Origin of the sequence: Marinobacter xestospongiae (assembly GCF_023156385.1) — a bacterium.
Classification (GTDB): domain Bacteria; phylum Pseudomonadota; class Gammaproteobacteria; order Pseudomonadales; family Oleiphilaceae; genus Marinobacter; species Marinobacter xestospongiae.
Map to the genome: position 1 here is coordinate 168523 of NZ_JAKZAK010000006.1, position 23989 is coordinate 192511.

Annotated in this window: 27 protein-coding genes and 1 tRNA gene; 9 read left to right on the top strand and 19 right to left on the bottom strand. The window is 60.0% G+C overall.

Annotation, left to right across the window (positions count from 1 at the left end; translation table 11 throughout):
- Positions 1 to 70: 70 nt before the first annotated feature.
- Both MLD24_RS06215 and MLD24_RS06220 read right to left on the bottom strand, forming a co-directional pair.
- Positions 71 to 781, bottom strand: coding sequence for a Bax inhibitor-1/YccA family protein (locus MLD24_RS06215; protein ID WP_227175969.1), 711 nt, complete (start codon positions 779 to 781; stop codon positions 71 to 73).
- Between the two features lie 147 nt (positions 782 to 928).
- Positions 929 to 1492 carry a hypothetical protein gene (locus MLD24_RS06220; RefSeq protein ID WP_248165314.1) on the bottom strand — a complete coding sequence of 188 codons (564 nt, stop codon included), beginning with the start codon at positions 1490 to 1492 and terminating at the stop codon, positions 929 to 931.
- Between the two features lie 176 nt (positions 1493 to 1668).
- Between MLD24_RS06220 and MLD24_RS06225 the strand changes: the two genes are divergently transcribed.
- Positions 1669 to 1759: transfer RNA gene (locus MLD24_RS06225), tRNA-Ser, on the top strand.
- Positions 1760 to 2207: 448 nt separating this feature from the next.
- Positions 2208 to 2444: a hypothetical protein gene (locus MLD24_RS06230; protein WP_248165316.1), complete on the top strand. Its 237-nt coding sequence runs from the start codon at positions 2208 to 2210 to the stop codon at positions 2442 to 2444.
- Between the two features lie 277 nt (positions 2445 to 2721).
- Here MLD24_RS06230 and MLD24_RS06235 read toward each other — a convergent pair whose 3' ends face one another.
- The 6 genes from MLD24_RS06235 to MLD24_RS06260 form a co-directional block, all read right to left on the bottom strand.
- On the bottom strand, positions 2722 to 3678 hold the full coding sequence (locus tag MLD24_RS06235) for a hypothetical protein (protein ID WP_248165318.1): 957 nt from the start codon (positions 3676 to 3678) through the stop codon (positions 2722 to 2724).
- A gap of 552 nt (positions 3679 to 4230) precedes the next feature.
- Complete coding sequence (hemH, locus tag MLD24_RS06240) at positions 4231 to 5322, bottom strand: ferrochelatase (protein ID WP_248165320.1); 1092 nt, start codon at positions 5320 to 5322, stop codon at positions 4231 to 4233.
- 100 nt (positions 5323 to 5422) lie between these two features.
- Complete coding sequence (locus MLD24_RS06245) at positions 5423 to 5833, bottom strand: protein tyrosine phosphatase family protein (RefSeq protein ID WP_227175957.1); 411 nt, start codon at positions 5831 to 5833, stop codon at positions 5423 to 5425.
- A gap of 49 nt (positions 5834 to 5882) precedes the next feature.
- Positions 5883 to 6317 (bottom strand): DUF6691 family protein, encoded by a 435-nt coding sequence (locus tag MLD24_RS06250; RefSeq protein WP_227175956.1) that lies wholly within the window; start codon positions 6315 to 6317, stop codon positions 5883 to 5885.
- A gap of 3 nt (positions 6318 to 6320) precedes the next feature.
- A complete protein-coding gene (locus MLD24_RS06255) occupies positions 6321 to 6758 on the bottom strand; it encodes a YeeE/YedE family protein (RefSeq protein WP_248165322.1) in 438 nt (145 codons plus the stop codon).
- A complete protein-coding gene (locus tag MLD24_RS06260; RefSeq protein WP_344815305.1) occupies positions 6755 to 7183 on the bottom strand; it encodes an ArsR/SmtB family transcription factor in 429 nt (142 codons plus the stop codon). Before MLD24_RS06260 ends, MLD24_RS06255 begins: the two co-directional genes overlap by 4 nt.
- A 405-nt stretch (positions 7184 to 7588) precedes the next feature.
- Here MLD24_RS06260 and MLD24_RS06265 point away from each other — a divergent pair, with 405 nt between their 5' ends.
- Entirely contained in the window at positions 7589 to 8002 is a 414-nt protein-coding gene (locus MLD24_RS06265; protein ID WP_227175953.1) for a phasin family protein, read from the top strand.
- 43 nt (positions 8003 to 8045) lie between these two features.
- Here the strand turns inward: MLD24_RS06265 and MLD24_RS06270 are convergent, their stop codons facing one another.
- From MLD24_RS06270 to MLD24_RS06315, 10 genes are all read right to left on the bottom strand, one after another.
- The gene (locus tag MLD24_RS06270; protein ID WP_227175952.1) at positions 8046 to 8678 is read right to left on the bottom strand and encodes a TetR/AcrR family transcriptional regulator; all 633 of its coding nucleotides are present in this window, start codon (positions 8676 to 8678) and stop codon (positions 8046 to 8048) included.
- A gap of 24 nt (positions 8679 to 8702) precedes the next feature.
- Positions 8703 to 9515, bottom strand: coding sequence for an exodeoxyribonuclease III (xthA, locus tag MLD24_RS06275; RefSeq protein WP_227175951.1), 813 nt, complete (start codon positions 9513 to 9515; stop codon positions 8703 to 8705).
- Between the two features lie 159 nt (positions 9516 to 9674).
- Complete coding sequence (locus tag MLD24_RS06280) at positions 9675 to 10460, bottom strand: hypothetical protein (protein WP_248165323.1); 786 nt, start codon at positions 10458 to 10460, stop codon at positions 9675 to 9677.
- Complete coding sequence (locus tag MLD24_RS06285) at positions 10457 to 10996, bottom strand: DUF2878 domain-containing protein (RefSeq protein WP_248165325.1); 540 nt, start codon at positions 10994 to 10996, stop codon at positions 10457 to 10459. The genes MLD24_RS06280 and MLD24_RS06285 overlap by 4 nt, the downstream gene beginning before the upstream one ends.
- Positions 10997 to 12283 (bottom strand): SAM-dependent methyltransferase, encoded by a 1287-nt coding sequence (locus MLD24_RS06290; protein WP_248165335.1) that lies wholly within the window; start codon positions 12281 to 12283, stop codon positions 10997 to 10999.
- Positions 12271 to 13272, bottom strand: a complete 1002-nt coding sequence (locus MLD24_RS06295) for a DUF1365 domain-containing protein (protein ID WP_248165337.1) — start codon at positions 13270 to 13272, stop codon at positions 12271 to 12273. The genes MLD24_RS06290 and MLD24_RS06295 overlap by 13 nt, the downstream gene beginning before the upstream one ends.
- Positions 13269 to 14540: an NAD(P)/FAD-dependent oxidoreductase gene (locus tag MLD24_RS06300; protein ID WP_248165347.1), complete on the bottom strand. Its 1272-nt coding sequence runs from the start codon at positions 14538 to 14540 to the stop codon at positions 13269 to 13271. Before MLD24_RS06300 ends, MLD24_RS06295 begins: the two co-directional genes overlap by 4 nt.
- Positions 14537 to 15337, bottom strand: a complete 801-nt coding sequence (locus tag MLD24_RS06305) for an SDR family NAD(P)-dependent oxidoreductase (protein ID WP_227175945.1) — start codon at positions 15335 to 15337, stop codon at positions 14537 to 14539. Before MLD24_RS06305 ends, MLD24_RS06300 begins: the two co-directional genes overlap by 4 nt.
- Positions 15334 to 15822 (bottom strand): nuclear transport factor 2 family protein, encoded by a 489-nt coding sequence (locus tag MLD24_RS06310; protein ID WP_227175944.1) that lies wholly within the window; start codon positions 15820 to 15822, stop codon positions 15334 to 15336. Before MLD24_RS06310 ends, MLD24_RS06305 begins: the two co-directional genes overlap by 4 nt.
- Complete coding sequence (locus MLD24_RS06315) at positions 15810 to 16775, bottom strand: acyl-CoA desaturase (protein ID WP_248165349.1); 966 nt, start codon at positions 16773 to 16775, stop codon at positions 15810 to 15812. Before MLD24_RS06315 ends, MLD24_RS06310 begins: the two co-directional genes overlap by 13 nt.
- 144 nt (positions 16776 to 16919) lie before the next feature.
- On the opposite strand from MLD24_RS06315, the gene MLD24_RS06320 reads away from it, so the two are divergent.
- Complete coding sequence (locus MLD24_RS06320; RefSeq protein WP_248165351.1) at positions 16920 to 17939, top strand: NAD(P)/FAD-dependent oxidoreductase; 1020 nt, start codon at positions 16920 to 16922, stop codon at positions 17937 to 17939.
- Position 17940: 1 nt separating this feature from the next.
- Here the strand turns inward: MLD24_RS06320 and MLD24_RS06325 are convergent, their stop codons facing one another.
- Positions 17941 to 19404 (bottom strand): HD domain-containing protein, encoded by a 1464-nt coding sequence (locus tag MLD24_RS06325; RefSeq protein WP_248165353.1) that lies wholly within the window; start codon positions 19402 to 19404, stop codon positions 17941 to 17943.
- A gap of 123 nt (positions 19405 to 19527) precedes the next feature.
- Here MLD24_RS06325 and MLD24_RS06330 point away from each other — a divergent pair, with 123 nt between their 5' ends.
- The 5 genes from MLD24_RS06330 (at position 19528) to MLD24_RS06350 (ending at position 23961) form a co-directional block, all read left to right on the top strand.
- On the top strand, positions 19528 to 20826 hold the full coding sequence (locus MLD24_RS06330; RefSeq protein WP_248165356.1) for a PP2C family protein-serine/threonine phosphatase: 1299 nt from the start codon (positions 19528 to 19530) through the stop codon (positions 20824 to 20826).
- Between the two features lie 13 nt (positions 20827 to 20839).
- Complete coding sequence (locus MLD24_RS06335) at positions 20840 to 21331, top strand: STAS domain-containing protein (protein WP_227175939.1); 492 nt, start codon at positions 20840 to 20842, stop codon at positions 21329 to 21331.
- Positions 21332 to 21462: 131 nt separating this feature from the next.
- Positions 21463 to 22527 carry an NAD(P)H-dependent glycerol-3-phosphate dehydrogenase gene (locus MLD24_RS06340; RefSeq protein WP_227175938.1) on the top strand — a complete coding sequence of 355 codons (1065 nt, stop codon included), beginning with the start codon at positions 21463 to 21465 and terminating at the stop codon, positions 22525 to 22527.
- Positions 22528 to 22546: 19 nt separating this feature from the next.
- The gene (locus MLD24_RS06345; protein WP_227175937.1) at positions 22547 to 22996 is read left to right on the top strand and encodes a SixA phosphatase family protein; all 450 of its coding nucleotides are present in this window, start codon (positions 22547 to 22549) and stop codon (positions 22994 to 22996) included.
- Between the two features lie 68 nt (positions 22997 to 23064).
- On the top strand, positions 23065 to 23961 hold the full coding sequence (locus MLD24_RS06350) for a radical SAM protein (protein WP_248165357.1): 897 nt from the start codon (positions 23065 to 23067) through the stop codon (positions 23959 to 23961).
- The last annotated feature ends 28 nt before the right edge of the window (positions 23962 to 23989 follow it).

The window sequence follows — 23989 nt, forward strand, 5'->3', positions numbered from 1 at the left end:
CTGGCCGCATTGTAACCCAGAAACAAAAAACCCCGGCAATAGGCCGGGGTTTTTCTTGCCAGCGGGCAGATCAGTCGTCGCTGAAGGCGCCGATGAGGTGCAGCAAGCTGGTGAACAGGTTGTAGATGTTCAGGTACAGCGCAGTCGTGGCCATGATGTAGTTGGTCTCACCACCGTTAACGATACGGCTGGTATCGAACAGGATCAGACCGGACATCAGCAGCACGATGGCGGCACTGATGGCCAGGCTGAAGGCGCTGACATCAACACCGAACAGGGAAGCAACGAAGCCACCCAGGGCAGCGAAGATCACCACCATCAGGCCGGCGAACAGGAACCCGCCCATGAAGCTGAAGTCCTTCTTGGTGGTCAGCACGTAGGCAGACAGCGAGAAGAACACCAGGGCCGTTCCGCCCAGGGCCTGCATCACAATGGCGCCGCCATTAGGCAGGGCGAGGTAGTAGCTGAGCAGCGGCCCAAGGGAAAGACCCAGCAGACCGGTGAACGCGAAAACCACGCCGATACCGGCCGTGCTGTTGGCGGTACGCGGCAGCACCAGCCAGACCAGCGCCAGGGCGCCAAGACTACAGATCAAGCTGGCGCCACGGCCCAGACCAACTGCCATGGACACACCGGCCATCACGGCACTGAATGCCAGAGTCATGGCCAGCAGGGTGTAGGTGTTACGCAGGACCTTCGAGACGTCAGCATTGAGACCGGTGGATGTACCGGCGTGCGACGCCTGGTAGGCCTGCCGGGTGTGAACTTGTCTGTGTTCCATTATTTTCTCCGATTGAATGACGAGCCAGGGTTTGTAGTTACGATGACTCTTACACTACCCCTCATCATAATGTTGCATACGTAACTTTCAATCATTTACGACCTCCAACCCCCACAAGGATTTCATTAAATCGGGGTAATGTTGGCGTTACTGCTCGGGAGAGGGCGGGGCGTCCTCAAACCCGGAAGCGCTGACTGGCAGACCTTCCTGCGCCAGAAAGCCCGCGACCACCTTCCAATCCCGGCTATCGTCGGGAAACCAATAGCGGTAACCAGCGCCGTCTTGATACCTGCTAGTCAGAAACAGACAGTGCCGGTCACGGCCAAACTCCAACCCCGACAGACTTGCCAGAGCAATGGTGTCCGGTTCGCCATCCCGGAACAGAAAGAGGGTCTCTTTCCCCAGAGCAACCGCGGGGTCGCGGTCGTCGGGAAATGGTTTACAGCCCGCATAGTCGGGAAACTGCTTCTTCAACCTCGCCTGGTGGCGCCTGATCAGAACCGGGTCTATCGTCTTGAGCAAAAACGGCAGAACTTTCCAGATGAAGAAAACCATCAGAACGCTTTTTGCCAGGCTTCCCAGGTAGCGCCAGAGATCGCCCTCCGCTTGTTGCCATTGCGTGATCATTGCCTGCCCGAGCGTATAGAGTAGAAACGCCATCAGTGCGATATAGACGAGCAGGCGTAACAGTTTTTTGAGGGCATTCTTCATAGGCGTCCATGTCCCGGGCAGATCTTTCCATAAGGTGATGATACGTTCTTTCCGCCCGACCATGAAAACGGAGGACTCAAAGAATTCCATGAATTCGATTGCAAGGCGTTGACAGGCAGGGCGATTCCGGTATGATGCACACCGCTGTCGCAACGACGGCGTAAAAAGTGTTAAACGGTGGGCTGGCAGAGTGGCTGAATGCAGCGGTCTTGAAAACCGCCGAAGGTTAATAGCCTTCCCGGGGTTCGAATCCCTGGCCCACCGCCACTTTCTTCTCTAGCTTCAACCTCTTAGCACTACCTCCCGATACTCTTGAATCCCCCTAGAAAGTGCCGCTTATAACATCCATGTTATAAGGTTTTAGAACATGATTTTGAAAAACGGCCAAAATCGACTTGTATTACTCACCCCCTTTTCTGCGCACCAATGGCGTGATCATGGTTGCCTTCTTTGACCTCAGATAGGTCTTGGTCGTGCGCCCATCATCGTGCAGCAGATTGTCTGTAGCGTTGCCTCCAGATGCCTCTATCTCCGTCGCGTGTTTCGCTCGAAGGTCGTGTTCAGTGAACCTCTCTGTAGTGGTTCAATGATTCCGGACACCAGCCTAGGTGGTAAATCGCCACCATAAACGAGGTGTCTGATGACCAGAAAATGACGGTCCTTTGCTCCTGAATTAAAACAGGAAAAAGAAGATCGTCCTGTCTGGATAAAGCTGTTGAGAGCGGCGTCTTCCTTGTCGCTTATTGGCGCAACAACTTACATTGTTTTTGCGGGATTCAATCTGATAGTCGCTTTCGTGCTTGTCTTATCCTTTGGGGCAATAGCAACCCCAGTTGTGATAGCCGCTGACAGCGCTCTGGAGTGCATTACAGGTTTCTTCGAAGTGTTCGTGGAAGGTGTGCTTTCTGTTTTTGAAATGATCGGCAATATTATTGGTTCAATCTTCGGGTGATTTTGCTATTTGCATGTGGTTCCGCTCAGGACGGTTCCTCCAGTTGCTCAACTGGCAACCGTTGCGCCAAGGATTGATCGATCCGGTGTGGCTGTCAGAATCAGAATGGCGTTACCGGCGCTCAACGAGACCACTTCAGCAACCGCCAGCAACACCAGAACAGGAGGAGTATTAGCGCGACCGCGCTTTCCTCGACATACCTTACTCCTCCGCAATGATCGCCAACGGCCACCAATTTAAGGAGCAGGCACGCCAGGGGTAGGGGTGTTGGTAGAAGTCACCCCTTGCCGTTGTCCTTGTCCCATGCCAGGGCGTTGTCGCGGAATGACGCGAACTTGTCGGACACCTCGTTAAGCCGGGCGTCCCACTCGGGGTCTGGCTCCTGGCCTTCGGTGGTATTGAAGAAGATCTGCATCAGGGCGGTCATGCCCAGCGGCTCAATGACGGCCTGTTTGACGCCCCAGGCAAAGACCAGAGCAATAATCACCGTTAACGGACCTGCGGTACCGGGAAACAGAGAAACCAGTCCGGCCACCGGGGCCAGGATCAGCAGGAACACGACCAGGGTCATGCCCCAGATCACGAATGCCAGGAAGAAGGCGTTTTTCAGAAAGACTTTGTAGTTCTGCGCGTAGAGAATCAAGGCTGTCTGACTGGCGCGCCAGGGGTTGTCGGCTTTGGTGCGCAAGTTGTACGCCAGGATGACCTCATCCAGATAGGTCAGTGACAGGTTGATGACGGTATTGATGAAATTGGCCACACCTTGGAAACCCGGAATCGGGATCAACGACGAAAGCGTGAAAAAGGCCTTGTTAAAGGTCTTCAATACCGCCTTTATCAACTGGTCAACGCCGAACAGTGTTGATGCCTGGACAAAACGCTGACGCACGATTTCCTGGGCATAGTCAATCTGGCCGCGCCCCTGCGGCAGCTCGCGACCTTCCATGAGCTCCACCAGAACGGCGATATGGCCTGCCTTGACCACGTACAGCAGGTATTCGCGAAGAAAATAGGCCACGCCCGAAATAGCACCGAACCCGATAAGGCCACCCCCGGCGCCGTACCCACTGGGATCGTCACCGATATGACCGACGAAATAGCCCAGGCCTGCACCTATGCCGGTCGCAAGGACATAGGCGAGGGTGATACCGAAATAGATCAGAAAGCGGAAAATGAGAAAAGGAGCGGTCTGGCGCATCAACCCCAGAACTTCGCCCATCTTGAAGTCCTTCATAAGCATCCCTTCTTACTGTTTGTAGGGCCTCTCAATCGCCTGTACTGCCGGCCTGCAGCGTCTCCGACAGCGTCCTTTCAGTGTTTGCAGCTCCGGTGAGCGAGGGCCTGATGAGGCTTAAATGCATGCCGTTTGCACATCGGCAGCGCGCCGCAGAGTGTAAAACAGACGCGGACGGTCAGGCAATAATTATGCTCAATATTTCAACAACCTGGCTGCCTTTGCTGGTAGTGGACCGGGGCGGCATGGTAGGCCAGCGAAGCCGTCGTAAGCTCACTGAGTTTCTGTGCGGAACCTTTTCAGGCCATGAGTCTCTAATGGCCACTCAGGAACCGATTCCGCTGCTTCGCCCAGAAGGTTTTCTCATGAGCAAAGACCATTCAGAAACTGATCGCATGGAGAATTCTCGATACGCCGTGTCGACCAATCGGGGACAGTCCCGGCACCGGGTCCGGTATGTGGAAACCGGGGGCGCCGGGAACGACCTGGAGGACTGCGTGTTCTGCCAATCACTGCCAGGTCAGGACCAGGAGGGGAATGAAGAGCTGGGGTCTAGTTCTCAGCGCCCAGGGCCTGGGCCTGCTGAGCCTGATCCTGCAACAGCTGCTCGCGATTGTCCGGACGGGGCCAGCCCTGAAGGTTCTGCTCAATAAGTGCGACCAGCGCGTCGATATGGCCGGGCTCGCTGTTCAGTGCGGGGATGTAGCGGAAGGACTCGCCACCCGCTTCCAGGAAGTACTCCCGGTTTTCTTCGTCAATTTCCTCAATGGTCTCCAGGCAGTCCGCCGAGAATCCCGGGCAGAACACGTCCACGCTTCGCACGCCCTGTCCGGGTAGCGATTTGAGCGTCTCATCGGTATAGGGCTTGAGCCACTCTTCGCGGCCAAACCGTGACTGGAAGGTGGTGAGGTAATCCCCGGTTTCAAGCCCAAGGCGTTCGGCCAACAGCCGTGATGTCTTGTGGCATTCGCAGTGATAGGGGTCGCCGTTCTTCAGGTAGCGCAGCGGAACACCGTGGTAGGACAGCATCAGCTTGTCGCTGCGGCCATGAGCCTGCCAGTGCGCCTCAATGTGAGCAGCCATCGCCTCGATGTACGGCGGAAAGTCGTGGTAGTGGGAGACAAACCTCAGATCTGGCAGCCGACGGCGGGCGACAAAGTCCGCGGCCAGGGCGTCAAAGGTAGAGGCGGAGGTGGAGGCGGAATACTGAGGGTACAGCGGCAGCACCAGAAGCTTGCGCACGCCTTTGGCTTCCATCCGGTCCAGCGCCTGAGCAATCGAGGGTTCGCCGTAGCGCATGGCAAAGTCCACCACCAGATCGTCGCCGTAACGGGCCTGCAGTACCGCCCGGATGCTTTTGCATTGCTTTTCGGTGTGGAGCATCAGCGGTGACCCTTCGCTGGTCCAGACTTTCTTGTAGGCTTCGGCCGAGCGGGATGGCCGAATACGCAGGATCACACCATGCAGAATGAACCACCAGATCAGTCGCGGCACTTCCACCACCCGGGGGTCTGCCAGAAACTCCGCCAGGTATCGACGCAGGGCGGGTGTGGTGGGGGCATCCGGCGTCCCCAGGTTGGTAATCAGAACCCCAAGCCGCTCAGGCTGGCCATGAGTGAAGTGATCGACACCTTTGTATTGCATGAAATGAGAGTTCCTTTGGCGCAAATGACAACTGGTGGAATACGGGGCCGCAGCCGATAGAGATCAGTCGGCGGATGCAGCCCGGGCAGGGCAGTCGGTGCTACAGCAGCCGATACTTCAGGCCGGAAAGGTCATAGCCGGCATTGAGTGCCTTGAGCAGGATGATGTCTGCAGGCAGTTCCCCGGCATGGCTGAGGGCCCACAGGGCGCAGCAACGGGTGCCACTACGGCAGAACGCAAGCACAGGTTTTTGGGCATCCCGGTAATGGTGGCCGAACGCCTCGACGTCCTGATCCTGGATATTGCCGGACTGAACCGGCTGATAGATCCAGTCCAGACCATGCTCACGGGCGAGCGCGGCAATTTCGTCCATCTCCGGCTGCCCCATCTCCTCATGATCCGGACGGTTGGCGATCAGCGTCTTAAATCCCAGACGCGCGGCCTCTGCCACGTCTTCCGGCTGAATCTGCGGTGCTACCGAGATGTCGTCGTCTATCTTTCTTGGGTCCATGCAGCAGGTCCTCTGGGCATCATGTTTCCGACACGGTTGATCAACTATTCTATCCGGCCCGCCGGGGTGTGCGCCAACGTTCAAGCAATTCAAACAGTGCCATACCGGCGACCATCGCCGCCACAAACACCGCAGCCTTGGGAATACCGGCGCCAAGAGCCACCAGGGCCGGGCCGGGGCAGAAGCCGGCAACGCCCCAACCGACGCCGAAGGTCAGACTGCCCAATACCAGACGACGGTCCGGGCGGACTGCTGTCGGCAGCTGGAACTCGCGACCAAATACCGGTGCCGACTGTCGCTTCACCAGAGCAAACGCGACACTGGCGACTGCAATGGCCCCCACCATGACCAGCGCGAGGGACGGGTCCCAGGCACCGGCAAGGTCGAGGAAGGACAGCACCTTGTCCGGGTTTGCCATGCCGGAGGCGATCAGCCCAAGCCCAAAGACCAGCCCGGCCAGAAACGACGTGATCCAGAGTTTCATCGATTAGCCCCCCACAACGTGTCGAATCAGGTAGACGGTGCCAAAGCCGGCGGCCATAAAGCTCAGCGTGGCGATCAGCGACCGGGGCGACAGCCGCGACAGCCCGCACACGCCATGACCGCTGGTGCAGCCGGAGCCATAGCGGGTGCCAACCCCAACCAGTAATCCCGCTACCACCAGGGTGGCGTAGTCGGCCTCGATCACCGCAGTGGGCAGGGCGGCAACCAGCATCCACAGCCAGGGAGCGAGGAACAGGCCGGCCAGAAAGGCCAGGCGCCAGCCGGCGTCGCGACGATTGCCGACAAGCAGGCCACCGAGGATGCCGCTTATGCCGGCAATGCGACCGTTGAGCAGCAACAGCAGGCCTGCCGCGCCACCAATCATTACGCCCCCCAACAAGGCCGACAGGGGCGTAAAGGAGGCCCAGTCAATGGTGATCATTTCATGTCTCCAATGGTCTCATCCGGTTGTTCATCCGGGCCTTGGGGCCGGCAGAACAGTTCGTAAAGCTGGCCGAGCAGAGCCTCGACCCGGGGATCGGCCAGACGGTAGAACACCTGCTTGCCGGCGCGCCGGGGCGCGATCAGCCCTTCCCGGCGCAACACCCCCAGTTGCTGGGACAGCGACGGCTGGCCGATGCCGGTTCGCAGTTCCAGATCACTGACGCTGGCTTCGCCCTCCGTCAGTTGGCAGAGCAACAGCAGGCGATCACGGTTGGCCAGGGACTTCAGAAACAGACTGGCCTGTTCCGCCGACTGCAGCATGGCGTCCTGATTAATGTAGTGTTCAGGACAGTGATCAAGACGGTGATCAGAGCTGTGGTCAGAATGGCAATCAGGGTCGCTATCAGGGTTGCGATCAAGCATGGGCGCTCTCCGGTCAATCCGCAGCGGACCAATGGGCAGCCCGCAGTGTCAATATACTATTATACAATATATTAAAGTGTATATCGTTTTGCCGGCGGAAAAAAGCCCGGCACTGATGGCCGGGCAGAGGCGTGCGAGTAGTATCCATGAAAGACTTCCAGACAAACCGGCATCAGCAGGGATACCGGTATAGGAAGTATTGACGAAATTTTACACAGTTCAAGGTGGTTTCACGGCTGTTTGAGTTCATTTCGTCATATTGAACCAATGCTTATAGCAACCGTTCCTGATTACGCTTTTTTGACTCCGCTCAGGCCGCTAAGACACTGAATTTCTGACAACACTGCGATACAATGAGAACGCTGCACAACAACACCCAAGCCCCTTGCGCCCGAGGTTTTACCGATGTCTGAACACGACGATCACAAGCCAGAAACCGATCCCCAGCTGCATGGTAAGATCAAGGACTCGGCCCGGCAGATCTGGCTGGCCGGTCTCGGTGCCTACACCAAGGCGGAAGAGGATGCCGGCAAGTTTTTTGATCGACTGGTACAGGAAGGCGAACAGCTTGAGAGCAAAACCCGTGGCGTGGTTGAGAAACACGTGAAGTCGGTGGAAGACCGGGTCGAAGACGTTCGGGAAAAAGCCACCGGTACCTGGGACAAGCTGGAAAACCTGTTTGACCAGCGGGTCTCCGGCGCACTGCGCCGGCTTGGTATTCATCGCCGGGAGGAAATCGAACTGCTTGAAAAGCGCATCGACGCGCTGGAGTCGGAGCTCCGTGAACTGCGGGGCGAGCCGCGGTCAGAAGAAGAGTAGGGGAATTTCAATGCGCCGAGCCGGCTCTTGCCGGCGGTCATGCCTACCAGTAATCCTGGCTGATCAGCGCCATCTGTTCACGTTCTGCTTCGCCCAGGTAGGGCATCAGCAGGTGCAGCATCTGGTAAACCCCACGCCCCGGGTTTACCGAGTCCCGATCTTCAAGATGTGAAAGGGTGTCGTAACTACTCCAATAACAGCAAGTTAGCGTCAACTGCTCACAAAGTGCATCAAGCTGGGGCCCCGGCAGTGCCACCATCTTCTGGCGCTGGAGACTGGCGCACAGGGTCTGAAAGGCCCGCTTCTTGGCCGCCAGAATACGGCGGAATCTGGCCTGCAGGGCATCGTAACGGGACAGCACGTTAACCAGGTCCTGGTACAGAAAGCGGTAACGCGCCACCGCCTCAAACAGCAGATGCAGGAAGATGCCCAGCTGGTCCAGCGATACCTCCACATCGTCCGGCACCGCCAGCAGGTCCTGCATTTCCAGTTCAAACTGGTCAAACAGTTCGGCGACAATGTCGCCCTTGCTCTTGAAGTGGTAGTAAAGGTTGCCGGGGCTGATTTCCAGTTCGTCGGAAATCAGCAGGGTCGTCACGTTGGGTTCCCCCACCGAGTTGAACAACACCAGACTGGTGCTGAGAATGCGATCCCGGGTCTTGACCTTTTTCTTCATGGTGGCGCGATCGGCCCTCCGTCCCTAGATATCAATCCGCGCCCACACCGGACAATGATCAGACGGACGCTCCATCCCGCGGATTTCGTAGGACACGCCGGCCTCAACCGCCTTATCCAGCAACCCGGCACTCGCCATGATCAGGTCGATACGCAGGCCCCGCTTGGGGTCCCGTTCAAAGCCGCGGCTGCGGTAGTCAAACCAGCTGAAGGTGTCCGCTTCCTCAGGATGAAGGTGGCGGAACACGTCGGTCAGCCCGCGAGACTCAACCTGTGACAGCCACTCGCGCTCCTCCGGCAGGAAGCTGGTCTTGCCCTCCCGCAGCCAGCGCTTGGCGTTGGCATCGCCAATGCCGATATCCCGGTCGGTGGGGGAGATGTTCATGTCGCCCATCACCACGATCTGGCGGTTGTCTCCACCGATATCGTCGAGGTATTGCATCAGGTCGGCGTAAAATTTGCGCTTGGCCGGAAACTTGGTCTCATGACTGCGGTTCTCCCCCTGGGGGAAATAGCCGTTGATCACCGTCAGGGTCTGGTCACCAACCTCAAAGTCCGCCGCTACAAACCGGCGCTGGGCGTCCTCGTCATCCCAGGGGTATCCCTTCTGCACCGAAGCCGGCGCCTGACGGGACAGCAGGGCAACGCCATAGTGGGTTTTCTGGCCATGGAAGTGAACGTGATAGCCCATGGCCTCCACTTCCGCCCGGGGAAACGCGTCGTCCGCCACCTTGGTCTCCTGCAGACCAATCACGTCCGGCTGGAAGGTGTCGATAACAGCCTGCAACTGATGCAACCGGGTACGGATGCTGTTGACGTTGAACGATACAAACATCATGGGCGAATACTCAACTGACTCATAGGGTTAGGGGGCTTTGAGACAGCCCCGTCAAATATCGCCCGAGTCTAACACAGAAAGCCCGGAGCGGATGTGGCACGGTCTACGGCAATCGGGGCGAAAGTGTCAGTTGCGAGTCGGCCGAGGCCAGAGCGGGCGTTATTGAGGGGAAAGCAGGGGGCAGGCGGGCTGGGTTGTCACCTGGTAGCGGATGTCCGCTTCATGGTTCTGGTCCCGGGTGCGGGGAATGTTGGTCAGGCCGGCATAGTGCACCAGGGCGCCGGTGCGGTCGTAGCCCAGCACAATCGGATCGACCAGCAGTCTCATCATCAGCCCGCTGGGCCGGATGGTGACCGCCAGGTGATAGTCATTGCCCGGCTCGGGCTCCAGCTCAAAGCCATAGTGCTCGCCCCGGGACGGCGCCAGAAACCGGAAAGGCACCGATTCGCCGTTTAACAGGGTCGACCAGTGTTGCCGAACCAGGTGGTCAAAGCCGGCATCAACCACCACGGCGTCGCTGATTTCGACTCTGGCGGTCTCAAGCTTCCCGCGCTCACGGGATTCAACCCGGAGTTCCCCGTTGCCACCGGATGTAATCACCAGGGACTGCTGCCACGATGGCAGCTCAAATCTCACCTCCGGCTGGGTCAGCCGTCCGGGGTAGGTCAGCTGCTTGCTACCGATGGTTTTGCCACTGCCAACATCGACATAGTGCACCTCGTGCTGCTCCGGCCGGAACCGGCCCTGAAGGCATTGGCCGCGCACCTGGTGCTGCTCTTCATAGACCGGCTGCCCCGACCCGGCGTAGGCGGTGCCGGTAAAGCGGAATTGCTCTTGCGCTGTCGCTGGTCCTGTCACCAGTGCCAGCGCCGCTGCAGCGGCCGCCGCCACCTTACGGACAGGCGGGACAGACTGAGGACGTGGTCGATAGTCGACCGCGGTCATGAGGTCTCTCCCGCTGCCAGCGCCCCGAACCAGCGGTTGCGAAGCTGGATCAGCAGTGGAAACACCAGCAGCCAGCCCAGCGCGATGAAGGCCAGCGACATCGGCTGCAGCCTGACGGCATCAAGCTGGCTTGCCGACCAGTACGCCAACGGGCCGGCAATGGGAGCGAGCAGCCAGGGCAGCCAGCGGTGGTCAGCCACCCACGCCAGGGAGTGATTGATGGTGGTCAGGAACAGCGACCACAGCAACACCAGCCATAACGGAATCCATGCCGCATCCAGTGCGCCGGTTGCCGGCTGCAGGATACCGAGTTGCCACCACAGCCCGTCCAGTAGTGAACCTGCGACGGTACCGAGAGCTATGTATCCCAGCTCCAGCGCCGGCCGGTGACTGACCAGCAGCAGATGAAGCACCACCAGCGCCACAGCCACCAGCACCGCCAGATGGTTGGTGCCGATAACGCACACCAGCCAACCGGCCTGGAACAGCACAAAGTTGGTGAACAGACGCCAAGGACGGGATCGGATGTGGCTCATTCAGACTCCGACCGGCTTCTCCAGCTGGATCTGGGCGACACCGACGGTCCGCTCCGAGAATCCAGCCTCGCAGTAGGCGAAATAGAACTGCCACAGCCGGCGGAACCGCTGGTCATAGCCAAGCGCCTCTAGGCGGTCGCTGTGGGCGATAAAGCGCTGGCACCAGTCAGCCAGCGTGCGGGCATAGTCCGGGGTCAGATCCTCCACGTGTGAGAGCACCAGATCGCTACGCCGCCGTACCGAGCCCAGGATGGCTCCGAACGACGGGATAAAGCTGCCCGGGAAGATGAAGCGCTGGATAAAATCCACATTTTTCAACGCCCGTTGATAACGCTGCTCCGGCATGTTGATGGCCTGAATCAGTGCTTGGCCACCGGGCTTGAGCAGTTGATCAATCTTGGCCAGATAGCTGTCCAGATACTGCGGGCCCACCGCCTCGATCATTTCAATCGACACCAGCTTGTCGAACTGGCCGGCAAGGTCACGGTAGTCATCGAACAACAGGGTGATGCGATCCGCCAGAGCTTCTTCTTCAACCCGCGCCTTTGCCAGCGCCAGCTGCTGTTCGGAGATGGTCGTCGTAGTGACTCGACAGCCATAGTGCTTCGCTGCGTGGATAGCAAAGCCACCCCAGCCGGTGCCGATCTCCACCACATGATCGTCGGGCCCGAGATCCAGCTTGCGGCAGATCAGGTCCAGCTTGTGCACCGCCGCTTCCTCCAGCGAGGCCTGCTCATGGGGGTACTTGGCGGAGGAGTACATCATGGTCGGGTCGAGGAAGGTCTCGAACAACTCGTTGCCCAGATCGTAATGAGCCTGGATGTTCTTGCGGGAGCCCGTGGGGGTATTGCGATTGAGCCAGTGCAGGCCTTTCAGCAGCGGCTTTGAGATCCAGGCGAAGCGATCTTCGAACCGATTCATCCGGTCGACGTTACGGGCGAAGAACCGCAGCAGACTGGTAAGATCCGGTGTGTCCCAGTCGCCGGCAACAAACGCTTCAGCCGCTCCGATGCTGCCGCCGGTGACCAGATCGGTCCAGGTGCTGGCATCGTGCACCACCATCTCTGCGGCGGGATAGCGGGCATCGCCATCTCCCAATACCACGTCCGCCCGGCCAGGCTCCCGAATCCTCAGCACACCGTTACCCAGGGCGCCCAACTGGGCCAGCACCAGCTTGCGGGTGAGCTGGGTAGCGGCACCGCCACCATCGCGTGATGACGCGGCATCACCGTTCGAGTTGCCATTCCCGGTCTGTGAGACGGTATTTGCTGATTCTAGGTTCGCCATGAATGGACCCTTCCACTGTCTGTCGGTGTTTGCCTGCGGTTTGTTTGTCGGCTGTTACTGTTAATGTCACTGGCACTGTCACTGTTAATGTCACTGGTACTACCCGCCGCGGTTCCCGCACTACCCGGTAACAGACGCCCGGTGTCGTCGCGGCCCAGGGCGTGCTCCGGGCAGTCCTCCGGCAGTTTGTCCGGGTGGGTATAGAACGGCGCGCCCTTGAGTTTCAGCCGCAGCGCGTGCCAGTAAATGCCGGTGACCACCTTGGCGCACTCCAGGGGAAAGCGCCGCAGCGCCTGATGGAAGATCTTACGAGTCAGTGGCTGCCTTTGGATCGCCAGGGTGGCGTCAAACTGTTTCTCACCGTTTTCGTACACATTCATGTGAATGCGCAGCTGGTCATCACGAAAGCTGAACAGCCACTGGTAGTCCTGCCGCATGCCGTTGAACGGAGAAACATGGAAGCGTTTGGGGAAGCGGAAACGCACGCTCTGCCAGCCGCCAGCCTTGCGCTCCTGCTGTTCCGTGTCCGGTTCCAGGCAGTAGACGTGGCGCTCTTTCCAGGGCGTGTTGGTGATCTGGGCCAGGATGACTCTCGGCACGGCGCCGCTGGCAGGGTCCGCGCTCTCCGGATAGCAGAAGTAGAAGCTCACGGGGTTGAACACATGGCCGGCGTAGCGGGGGTGCGTCACCAGCTCAACGGCCCCGTCCGGGCGCCAGCCGGTGGCATCGTGTACCCAGTCTCGCACCGCTGTGTCCAGATCCGGTGCCTCGGGCAGAAAGTAGTCCCGTCGGTACAGGGATACCCAGTTGAAGCGCTCCACCGACAACCAGCGACTGAGGGAGTCCAGCTGGTGCCATTCCGCCAGGTTCAGACACAACATGCCGGTGTTGTAACGGAACTCATGGTTCACCGGTGCCCGGCGCCGGTGACGGACCTCGCCCTGCAGCCACTGGCTACGCCAGGGCGATAGCGCAGACGTTGCGGTCATGAGTCCAGCCCCAGACCAAAGGCTTGTGCCACGCGCAGGCCACTGCGAACGCCATCCTCATGGAAGCCGTTGAACCAGTAGGCACCACAGAAGTGGCTGCGGTTGTGACCGCCAATCTCGTGGTAGCGCTGCTGGGCGGCAACGGCCTCCATGCTGAACACCGGATGGGCGTAGCGGTACTGATCGATGATCTTGTCGGGATCAATATCCCGGGTCCGGTTCAGGGTGACGCAGAACGTCTCCGACGACTGATGGAAATTCTGCAGGATGTTCATGTTGTAGGTCACCGACACCGGTTCCGTGGCATGGGCCGGCACCCGGTAGTTCCAGGCGGCCCAGGCCAACCGGTTGGAAGGCAGCACCGATTCGTCGGTGTGCAGGACCACTTCGTTCATCTGGTAGGGAATGGCGCCAAGGATCTCCCGCTCGGCCTCGGTCGGATCGGCCAGCATCGCCAACGCCTGATCGCTGTGGCAGGCGAACACCACCTGATCGAAGGCTTCGGTGCCGTCGGCACAGGACACCAGCACCTGGTCCGCCTCGCGCCTGACCGAGGTCACCGGGCAGTTGAGCCGGGTACGCGAGCCCAGGGTAGCCATCATCCGGTGTACGTAGCTGGCGGACCCGCCGGACAACACCCGCCAGGTGGGGCGGTCATCCACCGACAGCATGCCGTGGTTGTTGAAGAACTGCAGGAAAAACCGCACCGGGAACTGTTCCAGCACCACCTCAGGCGCCGACCAGATCGCCGCGCCCATGGGCACGATGTAATGGTTGCGGAAGTAGCGGGAGAAACCGTGACGGTTGAGGTAACTGCCCAGCGGCTCATCGTCCTGGATGCGGTCGTTGGCCAGGTCATCCCGGGTCAGCCGGTTGAACCTGAGAATCTCCAGCACCATCCGCAAAAACGGCGGATTCAGAAGGTTACGGCGCTGGGCAAACAGGGTATTGAGGCGATTGCCGTTATACTGCAGGCCCGACGCCTCGCTGTCGACACTGAAACTCATGTCGCTCTCTTCGGATGGGACCCCCAGCCGCTCCATCAGCTTGATGAAGTTGGGGTAGGTCCAGTCGTTGAACACGATGAACCCGGTGTTCACTGGCCAGTCAACGCCATTGCGATGGACCACCCGGGTATGGGTATGGCCACCGGCGTAATCGTTGGCCTCGTAGAGCTGTACGTCGTGCTCATCTTTCAGCAGCCAGGCGGCGGTGAGCCCGCCGATCCCGGTTCCGATGATGGCAATTCGCTGACGCGGTTGGTTCATTGATTGGCTTCCTGCTGGTTTTTTTGGTTCCTCGACATTGCCGCCGCCATGCGGTCGATCAAGCACCGGGGCAGGGCACCAAGCAGCCGCAGTGTCCAGGTAAAGCGTCGGGGAAACTCGATGTCTCGGCGCCCCTTTTCCAGCCCGCTGATGATTCTGCCGGCGGCATCGTCAGCATCGATGAGAAAAGGCATGGGAAAGTCGTTGCGATCAGTGAGCGGGGTTTTCACAAACCCCGGCGATACCGTCACCACCTCAATGCCCTCCGCAGCAAGGTCCGCCCGCAGGGCGTGGGCCAGGTAGCTCAGGGCAGCCTTGGAGGCGCCGTAACCCTCGGCACGGCCAAACGGAAACCACCAGGCCGAGGACGACACGATCACCAGGGTGGCGGGCAGTCCCTGGGCCCGAGCCTGGCGGAGCGCCGGCAGCGCCGCTTCAATGCAGCGGCTGGTACCAATCACGTTGGTGGTCAGATTGGCCTCCACCACCGAGCTTTGGTAATCCGCCGGGTCCAGGTACTCGCAGGTACCGGCGTTGAGTATCACCATCTGCAACGGCCAGGGCTGGTCGAACGCGGCCCGGGCCTGCGCCAGATCCTCCTGGCTGGTGGTGTCCAGGGCCAGCGGCATGACCCGTTCACTGTTCAGGGCCTGCAATGCCTCCAATGCGCTTTCATTACGCCCGGAGGCAATCAGCCTATGCCCGCGGGCCACCAGCTGTTCCGCCAGGGCCCGGCCAATGCCGGAGGTCGCCCCGGTCAGCCAGATGGTGGTTGGTGTCGTCAGTCGCCGGGTCATACCGCCTGCCTCCGCAACCAGCGAACCGCCGAACCAAGCAGCGGTACGTTTTCATAGAGCAACTGGCCGGCATCAAAGTAATCCCGGTGCAGTCGCACCAGGCCAGAGTCCACCGTGAGCTGGCTGATGCCATCCACCCGGATCAGTTCGCCCTTTCGGAGCCGGCGGTGGCGCAGGGACATCGTCCAGGGCTGGCAGAATCCCCGATCATCGGCAACGGTGGCGCCAAAGGCGAAGTCACAGCGGATCACGTTCTGGTAGGCGCCTTCAAAATAATGGGTTAACGCTTCAAGCCCCTGAACCCGGGTGAACGGGTCCACAAACACCACGTCCGGATGATAGACCGCCTCCAGGCCGGCAACCTGTCCGCCGGCCATGGCCTGGAACAGCGCCTGGAAACGTTCAATCATGTCCTTTTTCGCGGCCTCCGAACTCATCGACCCGTTGGATGCCGGAGTGCCATTGATTGCGGTTACTGACGACATGTTCCCCTCCCGTTCTTGGCATCCCTGGCCCGGGTTTCCTGCTGGATATGCTCCGGAACCGGTTTCAGGTCCCAGATGATCCCGAGACGCGCCATCAGCCAGAGTGCGTAGTAAGTGAGATCAATTTCATACCAGCGAAAGCCCTGGCGGGCCGACTGGGGCCAGCGATGGTGGTTGTTGTGCCATCCTTCCCCCAGCGTCAGCAGGGCAAGGAAGAAGTTGTTGCGACTGTCATCGGCGGTGTCAAAACGCCGCCTGCCCCAGACGTGGGCCAGTGAGTTGATGGAAACCGTGGCGTGGAACAGCACCACGGTGGAGACGAAGAATCCCCACACCAACAGCTGGTAGCCATTGGTGCCGAGGGAGGGCGCCGTTGCCGCCAGCAGCTCGCCGAGTCCGAAGATCGCCAGGGCGGCCGTCAGCGGAACCAGCGCATCAAACCGGTTGATAAAACGCAGCTCAGGAAAGCGCAGCCAGTCCCGTACCCTGCGCTCGTCGGTGACAAAACCGGCATCGCAGGTGAACCAGCCGATGTGGGACCACCAGAAGCCGCCATGATGTGGGGAATGCAGGTCATCGGAGCGATCGGAGTGTTGATGATGGTGGCGATGGTGGGCCGCCCACCACAGCGGCCCCCGCTGCGCCGCACTGGCCCCCAGCAGGGCAAACAGGAACTGCCAGAAGCGGGAGGTGCGGAAGGTCTTGTGAGCGAAATAGCGGTGATAGAACGCCGTGATCGCGAACATCCGCACCACAAAGAACGCCAGCGCAAACGCCAGCGCAAAGGGACTGACGCCAACCACCAGAACCAGCAGGCAGGCGGCATGAAGTAGCAGGAAAGGTATCACCCTCAACGCATTGAATTTTCGGGATCTGGAATCAATGTGATCCAATCCGGCCTCGGAATCGAACCACCTTAGAATGTTTAAAAGCCAACGGTTCGCCTGGGTCATACCCGCTGTTTCCTTGTCATTTCCTGTACGTGTCTGCTCGGTGCTGTCGCGCTGATAAGACCTCGAAATACCTTGGCATTCAGCGAACAAAGCAATGTTATGACCTTAACTACGTTTAGGATCATGAGTTTGGATGCGTCAAGAATGAGAAAAGAATCGTCAATGCTGGCAGGGGTACGCCGTATCGCCGTGATCGGTTCAGGCATTGCCGGCCTGACCCTGGGCCAACGCCTGAAACAGGCCGATTTCCAGGTCACCCTGTTCGACAAGGCCCGGGGACCTGGTGGCCGCATGGCCTCGAAGCGGCTTGAGCAGGGCAGCCTGGACCTGGGCGCGCAGTACTTCACCGTACGGGACCCGCGATTCCGCCGGTTTCTGGCCGACCACGCCAGCGGTTGCCTCGGCGAATGGACGGGAACGCTGCGCTACCAGCGCCCTGACGGCACCCTGAGCCCCTACCATGCCGACACCCGGTATGTCGGCGTGCCCCGAATGTCAGCCATCACCCGGGCCCTGTCAGGCGGCCTGGCGCTGAACACCGGCACCCGCATTACCCGCATCAGCCAAACCCCGGACCAGGGCTGGCAGCTGGAGGATGAGGCCGGCGCCAGCTGGGGCGACTACGATCGGCTCATCCTGTGCCAGCCGCCGGTTCAGGCCCGGGACCTGCTGGCGGCCAGTGATCTGGACGATGAGGCCGATGTCCTGGCGGATCACCTCGACGCCCTGACGCCCTGCTGGGCGGTGGCGGCGCACTTCAGCACACCGTTATCCCTTGACTACGATGGCATTCAGTTTCAGCAGGGGCCGCTGCAGTGGGCCGCCAACAACAGCAGCAAGCCCGGCCGCAAGGACGCTGGCCAGTGGTGGGTGCTGCATGGCAGCAGTGAGTGGTCCGATAGCCACCGGGAGGCCACCGGCGCCGAGGTGGAGGCTGCGCTGTTGGCGGCGTTTCGGGAGCAGACCGGCGAGACTGTACAGCCGGATCAGGTATTGAGCCACCGCTGGCTGTTCGCCCGTGCCGAGGTGTCCGCCGCACCGGGCCACCTGGTGCTTGCTGGCGGAGAGCTGGCGGTGTGTGGCGACTGGCTGAATGGCGGCCGGGTGGAGGGCGCCTTCCTCAGCGCTGAAAGCCTGCTGACAGCCTGGGGGCTGAGCGGGTAGATCAGTCTCTCAGCAGGGTCGGGCGACGGTAGAAGTGAGTGATGGTGCCGTCGCCAAACTTGCTGAAGAAGGCGCTGACATCGGTAATCTTCTTCAGGCTGCGGGTGCGGTGGATCGGGTCTTTCATCAACACTTTGATGCCGTTGAAGTTGTCCTGGATATTGGAGAACCGGGCGCGCATCGAGCAGGTCACCACTTCGCCAGTGGCCATTCCCAGTTGCTGCTCCAGCGCCTGGCAGTGGTCCTGGATCGCCTCCTGACTGAGATTCTCACGGGTGTCGAGGTGATCCAGCTTGACCCGGTCAACAATGCAGCGTGAGTAGCTCCGCGGGTGCCGGCGGGCGTAGCGGCGGAAGGCTTCCCAGAAGAAGCTGTCGGTCAGGTCGGCAAAATGGGTCATATCGCTGAGGCAGGTGTCGACCCAGTCAAAGGTCTCGGATTCCTCCAGCACTTCGTTGATGGCCTCCCTCAGCAGCCAGTCAAAACCCAGGGCGGTCTTGTGGGCATAGACCTTGCGGTACATCTGGTGTCGGCTGTAGACGAAGTCCTCCAGCGCACCAAGACCCTTGTGGGTAATCGCCAGGCCCAGCCAGGGTGTTTCCACCTCCCAGCCAAACCGGAGGTTACTGAGCAGGTGGTCCAGATTGAACCCGCCAATGGTGACCGATGAGTGGAAGCCGTCCCGCAGCATGTAATCGGCCCGATCGGCATCAATCTCTCCGGACACGATGGATGACAGCAGGTCCATCACCAGCCGGGGGATATTCTCGTGGGCGAGGGCGCCGCTGTCGGCGTCACCACCGGCGATGAACGACCAGAAGGTCCGGGCGTGACGACAGAAGGCCTCGCTGGGCAACACGTCTGTGGTCTCCATGATCCCCAGCACGTCTTCGGTATGCAGGCCGGCTTCATCCAGCCCGATGGCACCCAGAACATCATGGGCCACCCGCACGGAATAGTGCTCGTGCTTCAGCTCCGGTGGCTGGTCGGGGTAGTACCGCCGGTAATCCTCCCCCCGCCACAGTTCCTCAAAGCGGTTGCCCCGAGCCATCAGCTCGTTGATCCGCCGGGCCTGGGTGAACTGGTGAGAGAAACTGGAGTGGCCGCTGTCATGCAGCAGGCAACCAAGACGGATCACCTTGGTGAGGTAATCGATGGCATCGAGCTGGCTCAGGGTCAGATCCACCTGTTCGCTGAGCTGCTTCTCCCGCAGGTAGGCATCGATCATCGCCCGGAACATCCGCCCACCCACGTGCATGACCCCCACGCTGTGGAGGAAACGGGAGTGGGTGGCACCGGGAAACACCAGGCTGAGGATGTCGTTCTGGCAGATGTTGCGCAGTCGCTGGAACAGCGGGTGGTCGATGACCCGGATTTCGTGGCGGTAAAGCGGAATACCACCGTGAACCGGGTCCATGATCAGCTTGTCATAAGCACCAAGCAGGTCGTTTACGGCGCTGCGCATTGTGAATTTGTCTCCAACAGACGGATTCGTGTCTTGTTATATCACAGGGACGTGCCAGAATAGGCAAATATGGACTCTTCCAAGCGATTTGTCGTTTCACACTGGTAGTTTAGGGCGACAGCCATGACCTCGCGCACCGAGCGCATCGTGATCATCGATCCGGATGAAACATCCCGACAGGAACTGGATCGTTACCTTGAATCCAAGGGCTTCTATGTCTGCGGCTACGCCGATATGGCATCCGCAAAGGCCCTGTCCTCCGAACCCCGGCCTGACGCCGTCTTCGCCGACCTGTCACCCGCCGACCTCCGTAAACTCTGCGACCAGCTTGAAGCCACAGACACCTTCATCCCCGTCATTGCCTACGGCGAAACCGCCGAAGCCACCGTGGTAGTGGAGGCCCTTCGTGCCGGCGCGGAGGACTTTGTACTCAAACCGCTGCGTGACAAGTCGCTGATCGATGACGTGCTGGGCAAGCTGTTTGACCGGGTTCGGGTGAACCGGCTCAACCAGCTATACCGCCAGGAGCTTGAGGAAGCCAACAGCGATCTGCGGGCCGGTATCTCGGAGCTGCGCGCTGATCAGCGGGCCGGTCGCAAGGTTCAGCTCAAGATGCTGCCGGAGCACGACTACCAGCTCGGAGCGCTGGACATTGATCACCTGATCAAACCGTCGCTCTACCTGAGCGGTGATTTCCTCGACTACTTCCGCATTTCCCGCGACCAGACCCTGGTCTACATCGCCGATGTGTCTGGCCACGGCGCCAGTTCGGCGTTCGTCACCGTACTGCTGAAGAACCTGACCAACCGGCTCCAGCGCAACCTGCGGCGAGGTTCCAGCGACGACATTCTGTACCCCGACCGGTTCCTGCAGCGAATTAATTCGGAATTGCTGGATACCGGCCTCGGAAAACATGTCACAGTGTTTGTAGGCATTATTTCGGAGAAAGAACGCACGCTGACCTACGCGGTCGGTGCCCATTTCCCGATGCCCATCCTGTCTTTCGAGCAGGGGGAAACGCTGTTTCTTGAGGGCAACGGATTACCGGTGGGACTGTTCGAAGATCCCGAGTGGGAGGTGTACCAGGTTCGCCTGGACAGGCCATTCCAGTTATATCTATTTTCCGATGGAATACTGGAAGTTATAAAGGCCAAGAGCCTCGCCGAAAAGGAGGCGAGATTACTTGAACTCGTATCAGGAGGTCGTCACACTATCGCATCTTTGAGCGACGCCCTGCAGCTTGGTGAGATGAACGAGCTGCCGGATGACATCGCGATTGTATCTGTGTCCGATAGAGCTCTGTCCGGGTCAGACGTCACTGTAGCTGAGTCCGATTCCGATGGAGTACCCGCGACCGATGGCGAATCAACCGCTGCCCCAGCAAACGGACCCTTGCTGACGGACAGCCCCGAGTCGAAATAGTGGCAGTGTGAACATGGCTGGCTACAAGATCCTCCAAGCTGAGAAACAGGGCATCTACGTCCTCAAGTTTATTGGCGAGATCCGTCTGAACCTGTGTTCGACGCTGGATAATCTGGTGGAATCCATCACCCAGGACCCGCACTTCAAGACGGTGGTGATTGATCTGACGGAAACCGAAATCATCGACAGCACCACCCTGGGACTGCTGGCGAAGATCGCGATGGCCGCCCACCGACAGAGCAAATTCCTGCCCACACTGATTTCGACCAACCCGGACATTACCCGAATCATCACCTCTATGGGGTTCGACAAGATCTTCATCATTGTTCGCGAACCCGCCTCTCGAATTGAAGAACTAGAAGAAATTCCAGTCCTGCGGGCCAGCGAACACCAGGTCCGCGACAAGGTACTGGACGCTCACCGCGTACTGATGGGCCTGAACAGCAAGAACCGCGAAGAGTTCAAGAATCTTGTCCGGGCGCTGGAATGCGAGGACCACGGCTGAGTCACTGCCCACTGCATTGGCTTGTGTTGCCACGGTTGCACGCACTGTCACGGGTGTAATGCGAGGGCGACGCCGCTCCGCCGTGCTCCAGCCACACAGTACGTTCTCATGGATGCGTAGACGGAAACCCTATGTCTCAACAATCTCACTCAACCTCATCCCACTCCGACCAGAAGAAGCAGGTCGCCGTGCTCGGCGGTGGCAGCTTTGGCACGGCCATCACCAAGGTGCTGGCGGAGAACGGCCACACTGTGCACTTCTGGATGCGCGATGGCGAACAGGCCCGGGAAGTGGCAGAGCAGGGCACCAACCAGCGTTACATGCCCGGAATCCAGTTGACGGGTGACATTCGCCCCACCACCGATTTCTCCACGGCCGTGCAGTCGGCCGAGGCGGTGTTTGTCGCCATTCCCAGCAAGGCCTTCCGCGCGGTGATCCAGCAACACGCCGCGGATTTCTGCAACGACCAGATCGTAGTCAGCCTGACCAAGGGCATCGAACGCCACGGCTTCAAGCTGATGAGCGAGATCCTCCAGGAAGAGATTCCCCGCACCCGGATCGGGGTGCTCAGCGGGCCCAACCTGGCGGGCGAGATTGTTAACCGCGACCTGACCGCCACTGTGATTGCCGCCAAAGACCCGGATGTTCGCCGCACTGTGCAGGGGCTGCTGGGCTGTGAGTATTTCCGGGTCTACGCCAATGTCGACATCTACGGCGTGGAGCTGGCCGGTGCACTGAAGAACATCTATGCCATCGTCTCCGGCCTGGCCGCGGCGCTGGATCTGGGCGAGAACGCCAAAGCCATGCTGATTACCCGCAGCCTGGCGGAGATGAGCCGATTTGCCGTCAGTCTCGGTGCCAATCCCATGACCTTCATGGGGCTGGCCGGTGTCGGCGATCTGGTGGTGACCTGCACCTCCTCAAAAAGCCGCAACTACCGGGTGGGCTACGCGGTGGGCAAGGGTGCTTCCCTCGAGGACGCCGCAGCCGAGTTGGGCCAGGTTGCCGAGGGCATTCACACCCTGCAACTGGTGAAAGAAAAGGCCGAGGACGCCGGCATCTACATGCCGCTGGTGCGGGGCCTTTATGAGATCATCCATGGCGGCGCGTCCATCAAGGCCGTCATCAATGGCCTGATGATGGCGGTGCAGAACTCCGATGTGGAGTTTATACTGCCGCGAACGCTGACCTACTGATGACCAGGGTGGTATGCCGATGAACCTGTTGATCATGCGCCACGGCGAAGCCGGCTGGCATACCCTGGACCAGCAGCGGGAGCTGACCGAAGCCGGCCGACTGGCGACGGCCGCCGTTGCCCGCAAGCTGGCGGACTCTCCCTGGCGGCCCAGTGAGATCTGGTCCAGCCCGCTGGTGCGGGCTCACCAGACAGCCACCATCGTTTCCGAGATCCTCAACTGCCCGGTGATCGAAAAGCCCTTCATCACCCCCGATGACGATCCGGGCGAATGCCTGGACGAACTGATCCGCTCAGCACCCGACGCCCTGATGCTGGTGTCGCACATGCCGTTCGTCGGCGCACTGTCGACACTGCTGGTGGACGGCCACCGACACGGCATTCCCTTTATGACCAGCCAGGCCGTCATGCTCGACATGCCCATTGCCGGCCCGGGGTGCGCCGATCTGCGGGCCCAGTTCCTGCCGTGAGCGGACAACCCACGCTGATAACCAGAACGCTCCATTGAAGAGCGTCACCAACAACCGTCGAATTTGCTATGAACCAGTTTCCGATTGATTACATCGAGCCGGTCTTCCGGCCGCCCAGCGAGGCCAAGTCGCTGATCCTTCCCGTCACCAATGGCTGCTCCTGGAACCGCTGCACCTTCTGCGAAATGTACACCCAGCCGCAGAAGAAGTTCCGTGCCCGTAAAGATGAGGATATCCGCCAGGACATCGAGCGCGCCGCCAGAGCTTTCGGCAGTGTCCGTCGCGTGTTCCTTGCCGATGGCGATGCCATGGTGTTGCCCACCCGGCGCCTGCTGGCGATCCTCCGGGATCTGCATCAGGCGTTCCCGGACCTGCAGCGGGTGTCGAGTTACTGCCTGCCGCGCAACCTGGCGAAGAAAACCGTGGAGGAGCTGGCCGAGCTGAAAGCCGCCGGCCTGCACTTCATGTACGTGGGGATGGAATCCGGCGACGACGAGGTGCTGCGCCGGGTCAACAAGGGGGAGACCTACGAGTCGACCCGCTCCGCCCTCGACAAGATCCACGCCGCCGGTCTGACCAGCTCGGTCATGGTGCTGAACGGACTGGGGGGCACCGAACTGTCCGAGCAGCATGCCACCAACACCGCACGGCTGTGCAACGACACCCAGCCCAATTACCTGTCCACACTGGTGGTCAGCTTTCCGCAGGGAGAGGAGCGCTTCCGGGAAGGGTTCGGCGGCGACTTTGAGATGCTCAACCAGGACGGCCTGTTCAACGAGATCCGCCTGTTCCTTGAGCATCTGGAGCTGGAAAAAACCATCTTCCGCAGTGACCACGCCTCCAACTACCTGGTGCTCAAGGGCACCCTGGGGCGCGACAAGGAGCGCCTGCTGGAGCAGGTGAACCTGGCTATCGCCAATCCGGGAGCTGCTGCCTTGCGCCCGGAGTGGATGCGCGGACTGTGACACCGGAACGTCCAGAATCAGGAGAGGC

Coding starts and splice junctions, on each gene's coding strand:
- MLD24_RS06215 (WP_227175969.1), bottom strand. CDS start 781: ATGGAACACAGACAAGTTCACACCCGGCAGGCCTACCAGGCGTCGCAC.
- MLD24_RS06220 (WP_248165314.1), bottom strand. CDS start 1,492: ATGAAGAATGCCCTCAAAAAACTGTTACGCCTGCTCGTCTATATCGCA.
- MLD24_RS06235 (WP_248165318.1), bottom strand. CDS start 3,678: ATGAAGGACTTCAAGATGGGCGAAGTTCTGGGGTTGATGCGCCAGACC.
- hemH (WP_248165320.1), bottom strand. CDS start 5,322: ATGCAATACAAAGGTGTCGATCACTTCACTCATGGCCAGCCTGAGCGG.
- MLD24_RS06245 (WP_227175957.1), bottom strand. CDS start 5,833: ATGGACCCAAGAAAGATAGACGACGACATCTCGGTAGCACCGCAGATT.
- MLD24_RS06250 (WP_227175956.1), bottom strand. CDS start 6,317: ATGAAACTCTGGATCACGTCGTTTCTGGCCGGGCTGGTCTTTGGGCTT.
- MLD24_RS06255 (WP_248165322.1), bottom strand. CDS start 6,758: ATGATCACCATTGACTGGGCCTCCTTTACGCCCCTGTCGGCCTTGTTG.
- MLD24_RS06260 (WP_344815305.1), bottom strand. CDS start 7,183: ATGCTTGATCGCAACCCTGATAGCGACCCTGATTGCCATTCTGACCAC.
- MLD24_RS06265 (WP_227175953.1), top strand. CDS start 7,589: ATGTCTGAACACGACGATCACAAGCCAGAAACCGATCCCCAGCTGCAT.
- MLD24_RS06270 (WP_227175952.1), bottom strand. CDS start 8,678: ATGAAGAAAAAGGTCAAGACCCGGGATCGCATTCTCAGCACCAGTCTG.
- xthA (WP_227175951.1), bottom strand. CDS start 9,515: ATGATGTTTGTATCGTTCAACGTCAACAGCATCCGTACCCGGTTGCAT.
- MLD24_RS06280 (WP_248165323.1), bottom strand. CDS start 10,460: ATGACCGCGGTCGACTATCGACCACGTCCTCAGTCTGTCCCGCCTGTC.
- MLD24_RS06285 (WP_248165325.1), bottom strand. CDS start 10,996: ATGAGCCACATCCGATCCCGTCCTTGGCGTCTGTTCACCAACTTTGTG.
- MLD24_RS06290 (WP_248165335.1), bottom strand. CDS start 12,283: ATGGCGAACCTAGAATCAGCAAATACCGTCTCACAGACCGGGAATGGC.
- MLD24_RS06295 (WP_248165337.1), bottom strand. CDS start 13,272: ATGACCGCAACGTCTGCGCTATCGCCCTGGCGTAGCCAGTGGCTGCAG.
- MLD24_RS06300 (WP_248165347.1), bottom strand. CDS start 14,540: ATGAACCAACCGCGTCAGCGAATTGCCATCATCGGAACCGGGATCGGC.
- MLD24_RS06305 (WP_227175945.1), bottom strand. CDS start 15,337: ATGACCCGGCGACTGACGACACCAACCACCATCTGGCTGACCGGGGCG.
- MLD24_RS06310 (WP_227175944.1), bottom strand. CDS start 15,822: ATGTCGTCAGTAACCGCAATCAATGGCACTCCGGCATCCAACGGGTCG.
- MLD24_RS06315 (WP_248165349.1), bottom strand. CDS start 16,775: ATGACCCAGGCGAACCGTTGGCTTTTAAACATTCTAAGGTGGTTCGAT.
- MLD24_RS06320 (WP_248165351.1), top strand. CDS start 16,920: ATGAGAAAAGAATCGTCAATGCTGGCAGGGGTACGCCGTATCGCCGTG.
- MLD24_RS06325 (WP_248165353.1), bottom strand. CDS start 19,404: ATGCGCAGCGCCGTAAACGACCTGCTTGGTGCTTATGACAAGCTGATC.
- MLD24_RS06330 (WP_248165356.1), top strand. CDS start 19,528: ATGACCTCGCGCACCGAGCGCATCGTGATCATCGATCCGGATGAAACA.
- MLD24_RS06335 (WP_227175939.1), top strand. CDS start 20,840: ATGGCTGGCTACAAGATCCTCCAAGCTGAGAAACAGGGCATCTACGTC.
- MLD24_RS06340 (WP_227175938.1), top strand. CDS start 21,463: ATGTCTCAACAATCTCACTCAACCTCATCCCACTCCGACCAGAAGAAG.
- MLD24_RS06345 (WP_227175937.1), top strand. CDS start 22,547: ATGAACCTGTTGATCATGCGCCACGGCGAAGCCGGCTGGCATACCCTG.
- MLD24_RS06350 (WP_248165357.1), top strand. CDS start 23,065: ATGAACCAGTTTCCGATTGATTACATCGAGCCGGTCTTCCGGCCGCCC.